Annotated in this window: 15 protein-coding genes; 14 read left to right on the forward strand and 1 reads right to left on the reverse strand. The window is 37.8% G+C overall.

Annotated features, from left to right (window positions below; all coding sequences use genetic code 11):
* Positions 1 to 85 precede the first annotated feature (85 nt).
* Positions 86 to 1,135, forward strand: a complete 1,050-nt coding sequence (locus NYE67_RS04420; protein WP_340727146.1) for a SepM family pheromone-processing serine protease — start codon at positions 86 to 88, stop codon at positions 1,133 to 1,135.
* On the opposite strand, the gene NYE67_RS04425 is transcribed toward NYE67_RS04420, so the two are convergent.
* Positions 1,136 to 2,344: a nucleotidyltransferase gene (locus NYE67_RS04425; protein WP_340727147.1), complete on the reverse strand. Its 1,209-nt coding sequence runs from the start codon at positions 2,342 to 2,344 to the stop codon at positions 1,136 to 1,138.
* A 187-nt stretch (positions 2,345 to 2,531) separates the two neighbouring features.
* Here NYE67_RS04425 and NYE67_RS04430 point away from each other — a divergent pair, with 187 nt between their 5' ends.
* From NYE67_RS04430 to NYE67_RS04490, 13 genes are all read left to right on the forward strand, one after another.
* Complete coding sequence (locus tag NYE67_RS04430) at positions 2,532 to 3,065, forward strand: YceD family protein (RefSeq protein ID WP_191698512.1); 534 nt, start codon at positions 2,532 to 2,534, stop codon at positions 3,063 to 3,065.
* A gap of 23 nt (positions 3,066 to 3,088) precedes the next feature.
* A complete protein-coding gene (gene rpmF / locus NYE67_RS04435; protein ID WP_008403415.1) occupies positions 3,089 to 3,262 on the forward strand; it encodes a 50S ribosomal protein L32 in 174 nt (57 codons plus the stop codon).
* A gap of 184 nt (positions 3,263 to 3,446) precedes the next feature.
* Positions 3,447 to 4,211 (forward strand): enoyl-CoA hydratase/isomerase family protein, encoded by a 765-nt coding sequence (locus tag NYE67_RS04440; protein ID WP_191698511.1) that lies wholly within the window; start codon positions 3,447 to 3,449, stop codon positions 4,209 to 4,211.
* 177 nt (positions 4,212 to 4,388) lie between these two features.
* Positions 4,389 to 4,775, forward strand: a complete 387-nt coding sequence (locus NYE67_RS04445) for a transcriptional regulator (RefSeq protein WP_340727148.1) — start codon at positions 4,389 to 4,391, stop codon at positions 4,773 to 4,775.
* 136 nt (positions 4,776 to 4,911) lie between these two features.
* Positions 4,912 to 5,124: a biotin/lipoyl-binding carrier protein gene (locus tag NYE67_RS04450; RefSeq protein WP_191698509.1), complete on the forward strand. Its 213-nt coding sequence runs from the start codon at positions 4,912 to 4,914 to the stop codon at positions 5,122 to 5,124.
* A gap of 17 nt (positions 5,125 to 5,141) precedes the next feature.
* Positions 5,142 to 6,680, forward strand: a complete 1,539-nt coding sequence (locus NYE67_RS04455; RefSeq protein ID WP_340729312.1) for an acyl-CoA carboxylase subunit beta — start codon at positions 5,142 to 5,144, stop codon at positions 6,678 to 6,680.
* A 69-nt stretch (positions 6,681 to 6,749) separates the two neighbouring features.
* Positions 6,750 to 7,643 carry a ketopantoate reductase family protein gene (locus NYE67_RS04460; RefSeq protein ID WP_340727150.1) on the forward strand — a complete coding sequence of 298 codons (894 nt, stop codon included), beginning with the start codon at positions 6,750 to 6,752 and terminating at the stop codon, positions 7,641 to 7,643.
* Positions 7,640 to 8,035, forward strand: coding sequence for a DUF3397 domain-containing protein (locus tag NYE67_RS04465; RefSeq protein WP_191698506.1), 396 nt, complete (start codon positions 7,640 to 7,642; stop codon positions 8,033 to 8,035). Before NYE67_RS04460 ends, NYE67_RS04465 begins: the two co-directional genes overlap by 4 nt.
* A 107-nt stretch (positions 8,036 to 8,142) precedes the next feature.
* On the forward strand, positions 8,143 to 9,759 hold the full coding sequence (gene bshC / locus NYE67_RS04470) for a bacillithiol biosynthesis cysteine-adding enzyme BshC (RefSeq protein ID WP_340729313.1): 1,617 nt from the start codon (positions 8,143 to 8,145) through the stop codon (positions 9,757 to 9,759).
* Positions 9,760 to 9,935: 176 nt separating this feature from the next.
* Entirely contained in the window at positions 9,936 to 10,367 is a 432-nt protein-coding gene (gene mraZ / locus NYE67_RS04475; RefSeq protein ID WP_191698504.1) for a division/cell wall cluster transcriptional repressor MraZ, read from the forward strand.
* A gap of 26 nt (positions 10,368 to 10,393) precedes the next feature.
* Positions 10,394 to 11,344 (forward strand): 16S rRNA (cytosine(1402)-N(4))-methyltransferase RsmH, encoded by a 951-nt coding sequence (gene rsmH / locus NYE67_RS04480; RefSeq protein ID WP_340727152.1) that lies wholly within the window; start codon positions 10,394 to 10,396, stop codon positions 11,342 to 11,344.
* A gap of 3 nt (positions 11,345 to 11,347) precedes the next feature.
* Positions 11,348 to 11,728, forward strand: coding sequence for a cell division protein FtsL (ftsL, locus tag NYE67_RS04485; protein ID WP_191698502.1), 381 nt, complete (start codon positions 11,348 to 11,350; stop codon positions 11,726 to 11,728).
* A gap of 38 nt (positions 11,729 to 11,766) precedes the next feature.
* Entirely contained in the window at positions 11,767 to 13,953 is a 2,187-nt protein-coding gene (locus tag NYE67_RS04490) for a penicillin-binding protein (RefSeq protein ID WP_340727153.1), read from the forward strand.
* Positions 13,954 to 14,002 lie beyond the last annotated feature (49 nt).

Consider the following 14,002-nt stretch of genomic DNA (forward strand, 5'->3'; position numbering starts at 1 on the left):
GTCATTCGCTCGTTCAAATGCTACACTAATTGTATGCAGACAACGATTGAATTAGTCTTTCAACAATTTGGGGGCGTTCTGAAAAATGGGAAGTAAAGGGAAATATGCATTCGGTATTTTTTTCATAATATTAATGGGCTTATCTTTTTACAGGTTAGATTTTTATATAACAAAACCGGGTGGTACATATAATGTAAGTGATTTTCTGGCAATTCAGAATGGCGATCAGGATGATCAGGGATCATTTTTTATGACGACTGTAGCGATGGGGCAGGCGACACCACTATCCTATGCGATGGCAGCTGTAACAGATTATTATGATGTTGTTAAAATGACCGACGTGCGTCAGGAAGAAGAAGATGATGAGGAATACACTGTGCGCCAATTAAAATATATGACCGATTCGCAATTTAATGCGACATATGTAGCGTTCAACCGAGCAGGTCTTGATTATCAAGTTACATATAAAGGGTTATACGTTTTAAATGTGCTTGCACAAGGTGCAGCAGACGGGCATTTGAAGCCGGGGGATGAAATTGTCGAAGTGGACAATATACGGATTGATAGCTTAGAGACGTTTCGTACCATCGTAACACCGAAAGTTAAGGGCGATAAGATTCACCTTGTTGTAAAACGTGATGGAGAGCTTATTGATCAAAATTTGGAGATAAAAGAAATACCAGGCTCAGAAGGACGGGTTGGGATCGGGATAACTTACTCTGAAAGTAAATCCATTAAAACCGACCCGAAAGTGACGGTAAAAACAGAAGATATTGGTGGTCCATCTGCAGGGTTAATGTTTACGTTAGAGCTGTTAAATCAATTAATCGATGAAGATATTACAAAGGGCTATCAAATTGCAGGTACTGGTGAAATGTTGGAGGATGGGACAGTTGGAAGAATTGGTGGTATTGAGAAAAAGGTTGTTTCTGCCGATAAAGAAGGAATCGACATTTTCTTTGCACCTGACGATACCATAACAGAAGCAATGCTTGAGTATAACCCGAGCATTACCTCAAATTATGAAGTCGCAGTTCAAACAGCAGGAGCCATTGAATCAGACATGAAAATTGTTCCTGTAAAAACGATTGATGATGCTCTAAACTATTTGAATAACCTACAACCAAAAAAATAGCTACAAGCGTATAGGCGGAGTTTTATAATCTTCGTCTATTTTTTTATTTGAAAATTGCTGTATGCCTAATTGGTACATTTGTGTGGCACGTATATCAATTGACAATATCGGATCTGTAATAGCTGCTACTCTGCTTATAAGTGGGAGCGTTACAGATTTCTTAATGCTTGAAATATATTGCTGTCCCTTTGTTGTCATACCTAATATACGAATGTAGCTAGGGCTTGAAAAGGCATGTAGCTGCTCTTTCGTTATACCTGTATAAATATGCAAAAGCATCCTTTGAAGACGTGTCCATGTATAGCGCTTTGATTTTAGCGCATTCATGAAATCCATATAATTTGAGCTTGAAGCTGCATATTTAATTAATGAATTTTCAAGCCCTTCTGATACATCTGCATACTGTTTTAATTGCTGCGGAGTATGTCTTAAAATAGCATATTTCATTAAAGGCCAAAAGCTTTCCCAGCTGGCAAAATTCTGATGTTCTTTCTGCCAAATTTGAAGTTGCTCCATGCTGGCGGAAGGTAAATATTTCGTTACTTCTTGGAGCGATTGTCCACTAAATAATGCTTGGCGAATACCTGTGGCACTTGCAATTTCATGATTTGTATCTATGGCGTCATGATAGCCCGCTATGATGCGCTGAACGGTAGCAGGCTGCATCGAGCAATTGAGTTGCTTTATTGCTTCAACATAATGAAATCCTAAAATATTGTTCGGTTTACCTAAATCAATGTATGCATTTGGGGAAAGTTGTTTAAGCTGTTCGTAGGCAATAAAGAGTGCTTGTGGATAGCTTTTTCCGAGTTGAATATTTTCTTTAATAATTTCGTTATAGCGTGCACGATTGTTTTCTATTAAGTGATAAGTGTTGAGAAAGGGCTCAATGGTACCTTGTTCGCTTCCAAATGCCAATGTTGTACATTGCATTGCCTCTAACAGTTGTACTGCGCCTGAAGCAAATCCTGTGGCTTGTGCGGTACTGAAAATATAAGGGAGCTCAATGACAACATCAACGCCGCTTGCGAGTGCCATTTTTGTGCGGTGCCATTTATCGACGAGTGCGGGTTCGCCCCGCTGTAAAAAATGACCACTCATCACTGCAACGGCAACTTCGCTATTTGTCGTACGTTTCGCTTCTTTTACATGATGTAAGTGCCCGTTATGAAAAGGATTATATTCAACGATAATGCCGACTGCTTGCATAAACTTCCTCCTTACGATAAAATAAATTTTTGTTCACATTATTACGCATTTATAAATGAATGTAATAATGCATTATGTTAGAATTAACTTGATTATAAGCATGTTTTAAAAGAGTGACAAGAAATTATCTTGACATCTTTTTTTGTAAGCTATATAATCAACAGTGTTGTCTCGAGGTGATTAACGAATGAAATGGTCAATTCATCAATTATCAAAGTTTCGAAAAGACGGAATGCCGATTGATACTTATGTACAATTGGATGATGTAAAAACTCGTAACACAGATATACGTAACGTTTCACCCGTTCATGTAAAAGGGCTTTGTACTTTAGGTGCATCGCAAATGACTTGTCAATTAACGGTAAGCACTACGTTGACGCTTCCATGTGCTCGCACGTGGGAAGATGTTGAATATCCTGTGAACATCGATACAGTTGAAATTTTCAGTTGGGTAGATGAAGAAAATCGCGGGGATATCGAAGGCGATATTCATTATGTTGTTGGAGACGTCGTAGATATGAAACCAGTCCTAGAAGAATTAATTCTTCTGGAAGTACCGATGCAAGTATTCAAAGAGGATACCGAAGGACAAGTGCAAGGCGGTAAAGGCTGGGCCTATTCAACGGATGAAGATGTAGAAAAAGCTAAGGAAGTTGACGAACCAAAATTGGATCCAAGACTGGCTGCTTTAGCTAAGTATTTTGATCAAACAGATGAATAAATATCTGTAAGGAGGTGCCATCAATGGCTGTACCATTTAGAAGAACTTCTAAAACTGCAAAAAGAAAGCGTCGTACGCATTTCAAATTATCTGTACCTGGTATGGTAGCTTGCCCAAACTGTGGAGAAGCTAAATTATCTCACCGCGTTTGCAAAGCTTGCGGACAATACAAAGGTAAAGAAGTAGTAGCGAAATAATTCAGTATTTACGCTATATAAAGACTAGTTAAGAGGCCATGGCTCTTAACTAGTCTTTTTTCTATATATTCATGGTTTTGCACGGATAGATTGTCAAACGATTCATGCTCCATTACTATTATGTTAGATTGTAAAATAGCAAAATATATTTTCTGCTATATTATAAATAAAAGGGGATGGGCTGATGGATTACTTAATTCATAATGAAGACGGAATTATGACGTTTACGATTAATCGTGAAGAAAAACGAAATGCAATTAACTATGCTGTTATGGATGGATTGAAAGAAGTTATTACATACATAAAAAATCACGATGATGTACGTTTTCTAGTTGTCACGGGTGCCGGTGAAAAATCATTTTGTTCAGGTGGGGATTTATCCGAGTTCCATAGTTTAGAAACCGAAGAAGAAGCTTTCGGTATGCTCAATAAAATGGGGCAGATTTTATATGATTTAGCTACATTGCCAGTTCCGACAATTGCATTAATAAATGGTGCAGCTGTGGGGGGTGGCTGTGAAATTGCGACAGCATGTGATTTTCGATTAATGGCCTCTCATGCAAAAGCTGGATTCATTCAAGGCTCTTTAGCGATTACGTCGGGATGGGGCGGTGGAACGTATTTATTTGAGCGGGGATTACGGCATGACCGCGCATTGAAAATGTTGGTTGATGCAAAGCCGTATGATGCACAAACGTTATTTGATATTGGTTGGGCAATGCGAGTATATATTGAAGGGACAAAAGAACAGGCGCTTGCAGATTTTATCGAACATATGGCGAAAATCCATCCTTCTGTCCACCAAGCCTATAAAGAAATTGAATTAAGAAAATGGCGTGAGCGCAATATGTATGAGCGTGTTATGGAAGAAATCAGACTATGTGCAAAGCTATGGGAGTCTGAAGCACACCATCAGGCGGTACAGAATTTTTTGAACAAGAAAAAATAAAACTTTATAAGAGATTGGAATTGAGTGGGAGCGAGTCCTGAGTGAAGCGTGCAACCCGAAATGACAATCAATTCCCCTAGTTACGATGAAAACTATTTTTCTCGTAACTTTTTTTGTTTTTAAGTCTATTTCGTTCATCATGGCATATAGTAGTAAAAAATATGAGGTGGTGCAACTGTGGAACAAAAAAGAAGGAAAGATCAATGGACAATTGCAGATGATGAAAAGTTAGCTGAAATTGTTATTCAAACGGTACAGAATGGACGTACACAATTAGAAGCGTTTGAAGAGGCAGCACAGCAATTAAACCGGACAAAACAAGCATGTGGTTTTCGTTGGAATAAAACATTACGTGCGCAGTATGGACAGGTGTTAAATAGCGTCAGAAAGCGTCCTAAGCAATTAATGCGCAGTCATCTTAAATTAGCCCTATCCAGCTTCGAAGAACTGACAGAGGCATATAACGATCTGGAAATGAAATATTCAGAACTACAGTCGGATTATGACAAAATTTCAAAGTGGCTTCAGCAAGGAGTTACTTTGACGAAAGGGAAAACGAGTTGAAGGAAAAGATACAATAGATAGAAATAAAATTATTTTACGAGAAAATAATTGTAATTAATTTTAAGGCTACTTACAATAGAAGTAGAAACATAGCGTAATAATGCGCAAATATCTTCTAACAAGGGGGCCTTTTAGTATGGCGGAAGTTAAAGCACAAATGGCAGGTACGGTATTTGAAGTGAGTGTTAAAGAAGGGGACAGTGTGACAAAGGGGCAAACACTTATTATTCTAGAATCAATGAAAATGGAAATAGCTCATGATGCAGAATCAGATGGAACAGTGGCGAAAGTTGTAGTTGCTGAAGGAGATTTTGTCGAAGAGAATGATGTATTAGTAGAACTAGCATAAGCAACGGAGGAATGATAATGACACAGCCTACTTATAATGAGCATTTACAGAAAAAAGTAGAAGAAATATATGCAGGCGGACAACAGAAATATCATGAAAAGTTAAAAGAAACTAACAAACTTTTTGTCCGTGAGCGCTTAAAGCAACTATTTGACGATGGAAAATATGAAGAAGATGCTCGTTTTGCCAATTGTGAGGCTGGAGATTTACCGGCAGATGGTGTCGTAACAGCGATTGGCCAAATTGATGGACAGACTGTTTGTGTTATGGCGAATGATTCGACAATTAAAGCCGGGTCATGGGGTTCACGCACAGTAGAAAAAATTATCCGTATTCAAGAGACTGCAGAAAAAATGCAGGTTCCAATGCTTTATTTAGTTGATTCTGCAGGTGCTCGAATTACAGATCAGCTTGAAATGTTTCCAGGGCGCCGTGGTGCAGGACGAATTTTCCATAATCAAGTACGTATGAGTGGAATGATTCCTCAAATATGTATTTTATTTGGTCCATCTGCTGCAGGAGGGGCATATATTCCAGCCTTTTGCGACATAGTTATAATGGTGGATGGTAATGCTTCAATGTACTTAGGATCTCCACGTATGGCTGAAAAGGTAATCGGTGAAAAGGTTTCACTGGAGGAAATGGGCGGTGCACGCATGCATTGTACTGTAAGTGGCTGTGGAGATGTATTGGCAGAAAATGAGGAACAAGCAATACTGGAAGCGAGACGCTACGTGAGCTATTTCCCTGCGAACTTCGCAGAGTTCCCACCGGTGGATGAAACAAAGTCGCCGAAGAGTGGTAAAACATTGGAAGAAATTATTCCTGAAAATCAAAATGCACCATTTGATATGTATGACTGTATCGATCAATTAATAGATGAAAACAGTTTCTTTGAAATAAAAAAACTATTTGCACCGGAACTGATTACCGGTCTTGCTCGTATAGATGGTCAGGTAGTGGGAATTATTGCAAATCAGCCGAAAGTTAAAGGTGGCGTATTGTTTATAGATTCTGCAGACAAAGCAGCGAAGTTTATTACATTATGTGATGCGTTTTCGATTCCGCTTTTATTTTTGGCGGACGTACCAGGCTTTATGATTGGTACGAAAGTTGAAAAGGCAGGTATTATTCGACATGGTGCGAAATTCATTTCTGCAATGAGTGCTGCGACTGTACCGAAAATTTCCGTTATTGTTCGTAAAGCCTATGGTGCAGGTCTTTATGCAATGTGTGGTCCTGCATTCGAACCTGATGCAGTCATTGCATTACCGACTGCGCAAATTGCGGTAATGGGACCGGAAGCTGCTGTAAATGCTGTTTATTCAAATAAAATTGAAGCGATAGAGGATCCAAAAGAGCGTATGCAATTTGTAAAACAAAAAATCGAAGAATACAAAGAAGAAATTGATTTATATAAATTGGCTTCAGAAATGGTAATCGACGATATTGTTGTTCCGAATCAACTGCGCGATACATTAATTCAACGTTTTAATTACTATAATTCAAAACAAATTGCATTACCGTATCGAAAACATCCGGTGTATCCAGTATAATAATGTTAGCTGAAGGTCTGTCTTGAAGGCAGACCTTTTTAATTCGAAATAAATTTGAGGTATAATAAAATGCGAATTGAAATCATAGGTGCAGGTGCAGTTGGTTTATTACTAGCAAGTTATTTTACGGAAAAGAAAATGGATGTATATATTGTCGGGAAATCATCAAAACAAAAGGTGGATACTGATTTTATATATATACGTACAAATTTGGATCAAACTTTCACTACTATTCAATGTAAGTATAGTTCGGCAGTTTCAAATAAAGCTGATTTAATAATCGTAGCTGTAAAATATGGACAACTTAATGAAGTGTATGCAAGTATGGAAGGTGTAAAAAACTCCATTCCTGTTTTGTTTGTGCAAAACGGATTGGCTCATTATGATGAAGCGCTTGCACTGAAAATGCAAAATATTGCGTTTTGCTCAATTCAATTTGGGGCGCAGAAACTTTCGGAAACGCATGTTGCGCATAAAGGTAATGGTGTGATGAAAGTTGCAGTAGCTAAAGGTGATAATGGAAAATTTGTTTTTTTAGAAAACCTTTCATCTGCGCAGCTTCCTATCATATTTGAGCATGATGCAGAAGCAATGCTGATGGAAAAAGCGTTATTAAATTGTTTTATCAATCCATTGACCGCAATTCTGAAAGTGAAGAATGGCCAATTGATCTCTGACAACAGTACTTTTTTGTTGTTGAAAAGTCTATACAGTGAAATAATATTTACATTTCCGCAATTTGAAAACACATTCCAATTTGATCAAGTTGTTGCGCTATGTAAACGGACGGCGGAAAATAATTCATCCATGCTGGCTGACAGATTAGCTAATCGGAAAACGGAAATTGATACAATTACTGGTGCGGTTTTAAAAAAAGCAGAGCAAAATAATAAAAAAATGCCTATTTTACAGACGCTTTATTTACTCGTGAAAGCGTTTGAAGAGAGTGGTGAAAAAACGTGATCGTATTTCTTCAATTCGCGTTTGCGACAATTATTTTATGTCCGATCATTGCTTTTATCGCCGTAATGGCCGTTTGCCGTAAGCTTAGAATAAAAAAAAATAGAACAATTGGCTTAGCAGCGGATATAACGACATTCCTTTTATTTTTTTCAATTCCGATTGCGATGAGAGGACTGTGGGATATTGGAGTAATGATGCCAATGCTCATTATAGTGCTAGTTATTGCGATTATTTTTACATATATTGATTGGCGAACGAAGAAGGAGATTGAAATAAAGCCACTTTTAAGGAAAATTTGGCGTATTTATTTCCTGTTGTTCAGCTTCAGTTATTTCCTGATATGGATTGTTGGAATTACCCATTCGGTTATGGTATTTATGATGATAGATTAAATCGTGCTGCTGTTTCTTTTTGCTTGTAGGTGAATGGCAAAAAGAAGAGTAAAGCATTTATAAGATTGTTTTAAAATTGAGTAAGAGAGAAGTAGAGGAGAATTTTCATGCAGCTAGAACAAATCCATTCCCCCGTGACGAATAAGCTATTGGAAGATTATTGGTCTGAACGCGCTAATATACATTCATTTTTTGAATACAAATATAATGTGGAATCTTTTGAGAAAAGAATCGAATATTTAAAAAACCATTCATACCGCTCAAAGGAATTAGCGCAAGTGATACGCAGTTATATGGAACAATACGGCGTATCGCAAAAAGCAAATCATTACTTAAATGAACTGGAGCAAGGAGCTGTAGTTGTAGTAGGCGGTCAGCAAGCAGGCCTATTAACGGGACCACTTTACTCGGTTCATAAAGCGATTTCGGTCATTTTACTTGCCGAACAACAACGAAAAGCTTTAAATACACCAGTTGTACCTATGTTTTGGATTGCTGGTGAAGATCATGACATCGAAGAGATAAATCATACGTACACAATGGTGAATGGAGAAATGAAAAAGCGTGGCTATAGTGAACGTTCTAAGCTGAAAAAAATGGCTTCTACGACTGAATTGAATGGCGAAGCCCTAGAGCAGTTTATAGTTAATGTTTTTAAAGATTTTGGAGAAACTCAATATACAGAGGATTTACTGAAAAATGTGTTGCAGCATGCAAAAGATAGTAAAACATTTACTGACTTTTTCACATTATTGATGAATGATTTGTTTGAAAAGCATGGTTTATTAATGTTGGATGCTACATTTGAGCCATTTAGACAATATGAAAAAATGTACTTTGCGCAATTGGTGGAGCATAATGAACAAATTGCGAAAGGTGTCTTTGCTCAAGAACAAAAGCTAGCTCAAGCGGGATATCCGAAACCGATTGAAGCGACAGAGCAAAACGCGAATTTGTTTTACATTAGAGAAGGAGAGCGTTTTTTATTGGAACGCCAAAAAGACTTCTTCAAAAACAGCACAGCTTCTGTAAAATTTTCGAAAGAGGAGCTGTTAGCTATTGCGAGCGAATCTCCTGAAAGTTTAAGTAATAATGTTGTAACACGTCCTTTAATGCAGGAAATGGCGTTTCCGGTATTAGCTTTCGTTGGTGGTCCTGGTGAATTAGCCTACTGGGCAACATTAAAGCCTGCTTTTGAGACATTGCAACTGCAGATGCCGATTTTCGCACCGAGATTAAGTATGACATTGGTTACTCGTCAAGTTGAGACATTGTTAAAGCAAAAAGAGCTATCGATAACGGATGTATTTACAAATAAATCTGAACAAAAGATGAACCAATTTGTGGAAAGCTTAAAAGATGATCGAATAAACAATTCCATTGAACAAATGAAGATGCAATTGCACCGTCATTATGAAGAGCTTACTGATTATTTACGAAGTGAAAACTATCATGGTGAAGACTTATTAGAAAAGAATAAAAATTACCATGAGAGACAATTCGAATATTTGAAAACGAAGCTTGAGAAGCAAAATATTGATAAGCATGAAACGGAAATCCGGCACTACAAAACTATCCAAGCTTTATTATATCCAAATAACCAGTATCAAGAACGGTTTTATAACCCATATTTATTCCTTAATACCTATGGTGAAACGTTGATTGATGATTTATTGGAACTACCTATGAGTATTTCAGATCAGCATCATCTTATTGTCCTATAAGAAACAAGAGTTATCTCATATGAAGATAACTCTTTTTTTGCGTCTTTTTTCACCGAACATATGTGTGAGAATATGCTCATTTACTTAATTTATTTTTATTGGTATTAGAAGTAATGAAATAAGTGGTGGAAAGTGGGGGGATGTGGTACATTATTTATTAAAGTGGGGTGAGTAGCATGTTCATGGGAGAATATCAACATTCTATTGATGCAAAAGGTCGAATGATTGTCCCTGCAAAGTTTAGAGAATCGCTTGGCGAACACTTTGTACTAACGCGTGGGCTAGATCAATGTATTTTTGGATATCCTATGGATGAATGGCGAAAACTCGAAGAAAAATTAAAAGATTTACCAATGACGAAAAAGGATGCTCGTGCCTTTGCACGGTTTTTCTTTTCGGGTGCAACAGAGGTAGAAGTGGACAAGCAAGGCCGAATTAACATTCCATCTACACTAATCGGTTACGCTAATCTTGAAAAAGAATGCGTTGTTTTAGGAGTATCGAGTAAGATTGAAATTTGGGCTAAAGATGCTTGGCAGCAATACTTCGATCAATCTGCTGAATCTTTTGGTGACATAGCAGAGAATTTAATTGGTTTTGATTTTTAACTACTAAGTAAGAGGTGCTTTAAAATATGTTCGATCATACAACTGTATTATTGAAAGAAACTGTTGATGGGTTGAACATCAATCCGGACGGTATTTATGTAGATTGCACATTAGGTGGTGCAGGACATAGTGAATACCTTGTACAGCAATTGTCAGAAAACGGCCGTTTGATCTGTTTTGATCAGGATACAATAGCCATTGAAAACGCTAAAGTACGGTTAGCCGATTATTTAGATCGTGTTATATTCGTACACTCAAATTTCCGTTACTTAAAAGAGGAATTACACAAATTGAATATACATCAAGTAGATGGAATTTTATATGATTTAGGTGTCTCATCACCACAACTTGATACACCAGAACGAGGATTTAGTTACCACCATGACGCGCCACTTGATATGCGTATGGACCAAACGGCAGAAATCAGTGCATATCATGTAGTGAATGAATGGTCATACGAAAATCTAGTTCGCATTTTTTTCCGGTATGGAGAAGAAAAGTTTTCAAAACAAGTTGCGCGTAAAATTGAACAGGCTCGTGAAATTGCACCAATTGAAACGACAGGACAATTGGTAGAGCTTATTAAAGATGGTATTCCAGCTCCAGCACGTCGAAAAGGTGGACATCCCGCAAAACGAATCTTCCAGGCGATTCGAATTGCAGTAAATGATGAGTTAGGTGCAGCAGAAGATTCATTAGTAGATGCAATCGATTTATTGAAAATTGGTGGTCGTATTAGTGTCATCACATTCCATTCATTAGAAGATCGTTTGACAAAAACTCTATTTAAAGAGGCTTCATCACTACCGGATTTACCTCATGGATTGCCGGTTATTCCGGAGCATATGAAACCTATTCTTAAATTAGTGACGAGAAAGCCGATTCTACCAACAGACGAGGAGTTAGCTGCGAATAATCGTTCACGTTCAGCAAAATTGCGCATCGCTGAAAAAATTAACGACAAAGGACGTGGGTAATAAATGGCATTAAGAGCTAGGCAAGTTTATGTTCAACAGCAGCCAGAACTACCTCAACATCAGCAGCAAGAACAAAGACAACCTGTCGTAAGAAAAAAGCCGAAATTAAAGTTTTTTTCTGTTCAGGAAAAGTTTTTGTTCGTAATCTTTACAGTCATAGTAGCATCTTTCGCTGTTTCCATATTACATACTCAAGGAGAAATCCAAACACTTAGTATGGAAATCCAATCAATTGAACGAGACATAGCAGAGGTAAATAATAATAATACTGATTTAAAAGTACAAGTAAGTGAACGCTCCACTCATCAACGTATTTGGGAAAAAGCGAAAGAACTCGGATTAACACTTAATGAGAAAAATGTGAAGGTAGTGCCGGGGGAATGAAAAAGAGAAGATTTCGTTACCAGTATGGAGCCTTTCTAATGTTTTTAATCTTTGGGGGGCTCTTTTTACTATTATATTGGCGCTTCGTTTCGATACAGGCTACAGGGGTAGTGAAAGGGCATGAGTTGGAAGCTGAAGCTTTAGCAAGGTACGAGACGGGTTATGTACTATCGGCAGACCGTGGGAAAATCCTAGATCGCAATGAAAACGTAATTGCTGAAGATACGCTAAGCTATCGACTTGTTGCCGTGATTAATGAATCTGCAACAGAAAATAAAAATAAACCTCGCCATGTTGTGGATAAGGCAGAAACAGCCAAATTGTTAGCGCAATTTATCCCGATGGATGAAGAAAAAATATTGGCCAGACTAACTCCAAAGTCTGGAACAAACACATATCAAGTTGAATTTGGACTTGCGGGGCGCGGGATCAGTCATGAAGTGAAAAAGAAAATCGAAGAACTTAAATTACCTGGGATTATTTTATATAGCGACAAAAAGCGCTATTATCCAAATGGTGCCTTCGCATCCCATCTAATCGGTTTTGCATTGCGCGAAACGGATGATAAAGGGAATTCCTCTGTCGTAGGCAAAATGGGGCTTGAATCTATTTATAATGAGCAGTTAACAGGTAAAGATGGTAAATTGTCATACCAACGAGATGCTCGTAATTATTTATTGCCAAATAGCGATAAAATTATACAGGATGCACAAGATGGTAATGACATTTATTTGACAATCGATAAAACCATTCAAAACTTTTTGGATGAGGCGATGTCCCGTGTAAATGATCAGTACAAACCCCAGTCAATGGTTGCTGTCGTTGCAAATCCTAAAACAGGAGAGATATTGGCAATGTCACAACGGCCAACATTTAACCCGGATACACGTGAAGGATTGGATGGCAACTGGCTGAACGATGTGATAGAAAACACGATTGAGCCAGGTTCTACTTTTAAAACATTTACGGTTGCAGCAGCAATCGATTCTCAAAATTGGTACCCAAATGCCACATACCAGTCGGGCCAGTATAAAGTTTATAAAGATACTATACGTGACCATAATCGGTATGGATGGGGGCCAATTTCCTATTTAGAAGGTTTCCAACGCTCATCAAATACAGCAATGACAAATTTGCTTGATATTATGGGGTGGGAAACGTACGAGAGCTATATTAAGGAATTTGGCTTCGGTCAAAAAACGGGTATTGACCTTCCAAATGAAGCAAGTGGAATTATTAACTCCCGTTATCCTTTGGAAAAATATACAACAACATTTGGACAAGGCTCTACAGTTACACCAATTCAGTTAATTCAAGGAATAACTGCAATTGCGAATAATGGTGAGATGATGCAACCATATGTCATTGATAAAATAGTAAATCCAAATACAGGTGAGATTGTAGAAGATTCGGAGCCTACAAAAAAAGGACAACCTATTTCTGAAGATACAGCAAAAAAAACAAGGGAGCTTTTAGCTTCTACAGTTTATGGGGAAGCAGGGAATGCGAAACGTTTCCAAATCGAAGGTTATAAAGTAGCCGGAAAAACGGGAACAGCGCAAATGCCTAAAGCAAGTGGTGTAGGTTATGACTGGGGGAAAAATGAATTCCTTTATTCATTTTTAGGAATGGCACCTATGGAAGACCCACAGTTAGTTATGTTTATATCCGTAGCGAAACCAAAACTTGCAGATACAGAAATCGGTTCTGATCCTGTATCCCAGGTATTTAACTCAGTTATATTAAATAGTTTGAAATACATGAATATAAATCCAACAGATGTAGCTGAAGTGCAAACGAGCAAAATTGCGGATTATATAGGACAACAAACTGACTCGGTAATGACTAAACTACAGGCAGAAGGGCTACAACCGGTAGTAATCGGTCAAGGGGGAGAAATCTCAGAACAGTTCCCAGCCTCCGATACTTCGTTAACAAAAGGAAGTATTGTATTTTTAAAAACAAATGGCGACATAACGGTACCTTCATTTGAAAGCTGGTCTTTACGTAATCTGCTTGTCTATAAATCATTGTCAAAACTGCCGATTGAAATTGTTGGTGAAGGGTATGTAGAAAGTCAGAGTATATCCCAAGGGACGGTAGTTGTTGACGATGCACCAATCGTAGTAAAGCTTAAAACACCTGAAGAGAAACATTCGACACCACCAGCAGAAGATATGGAAATGGTAGACGAAGAAATTGAAGAAGAACTTCCACAAGATTAGAGAGAGTTGAATACAAACTTCATTTATAACATACGCTATTTTAGGTGAG

It is taken from the genome of Solibacillus sp. FSL W8-0474, from assembly GCF_038004065.1.
GTDB classification, from domain to species: Bacteria; Bacillota; Bacilli; order Bacillales_A; family Planococcaceae; genus Solibacillus; species Solibacillus faecavium.

Bases quoted from the DNA above. Each gene is read 5' to 3' on its own strand.
- NYE67_RS04420 (WP_340727146.1), top strand. From the start codon at position 86: ATGGGAAGTAAAGGGAAATATGCATTCGGTATTTTTTTCATAATATTA.
- NYE67_RS04425 (WP_340727147.1), bottom strand. From the start codon at position 2,344: ATGCAAGCAGTCGGCATTATCGTTGAATATAATCCTTTTCATAACGGG.
- NYE67_RS04430 (WP_191698512.1), top strand. From the start codon at position 2,532: ATGAAATGGTCAATTCATCAATTATCAAAGTTTCGAAAAGACGGAATG.
- rpmF (WP_008403415.1), top strand. From the start codon at position 3,089: ATGGCTGTACCATTTAGAAGAACTTCTAAAACTGCAAAAAGAAAGCGT.
- NYE67_RS04440 (WP_191698511.1), top strand. From the start codon at position 3,447: ATGGATTACTTAATTCATAATGAAGACGGAATTATGACGTTTACGATT.
- NYE67_RS04450 (WP_191698509.1), top strand. From the start codon at position 4,912: ATGGCGGAAGTTAAAGCACAAATGGCAGGTACGGTATTTGAAGTGAGT.
- NYE67_RS04455 (WP_340729312.1), top strand. From the start codon at position 5,142: ATGACACAGCCTACTTATAATGAGCATTTACAGAAAAAAGTAGAAGAA.
- NYE67_RS04460 (WP_340727150.1), top strand. From the start codon at position 6,750: ATGCGAATTGAAATCATAGGTGCAGGTGCAGTTGGTTTATTACTAGCA.
- bshC (WP_340729313.1), top strand. From the start codon at position 8,143: ATGCAGCTAGAACAAATCCATTCCCCCGTGACGAATAAGCTATTGGAA.
- mraZ (WP_191698504.1), top strand. From the start codon at position 9,936: ATGTTCATGGGAGAATATCAACATTCTATTGATGCAAAAGGTCGAATG.
- rsmH (WP_340727152.1), top strand. From the start codon at position 10,394: ATGTTCGATCATACAACTGTATTATTGAAAGAAACTGTTGATGGGTTG.
- ftsL (WP_191698502.1), top strand. From the start codon at position 11,348: ATGGCATTAAGAGCTAGGCAAGTTTATGTTCAACAGCAGCCAGAACTA.
- NYE67_RS04490 (WP_340727153.1), top strand. From the start codon at position 11,767: ATGTTTTTAATCTTTGGGGGGCTCTTTTTACTATTATATTGGCGCTTC.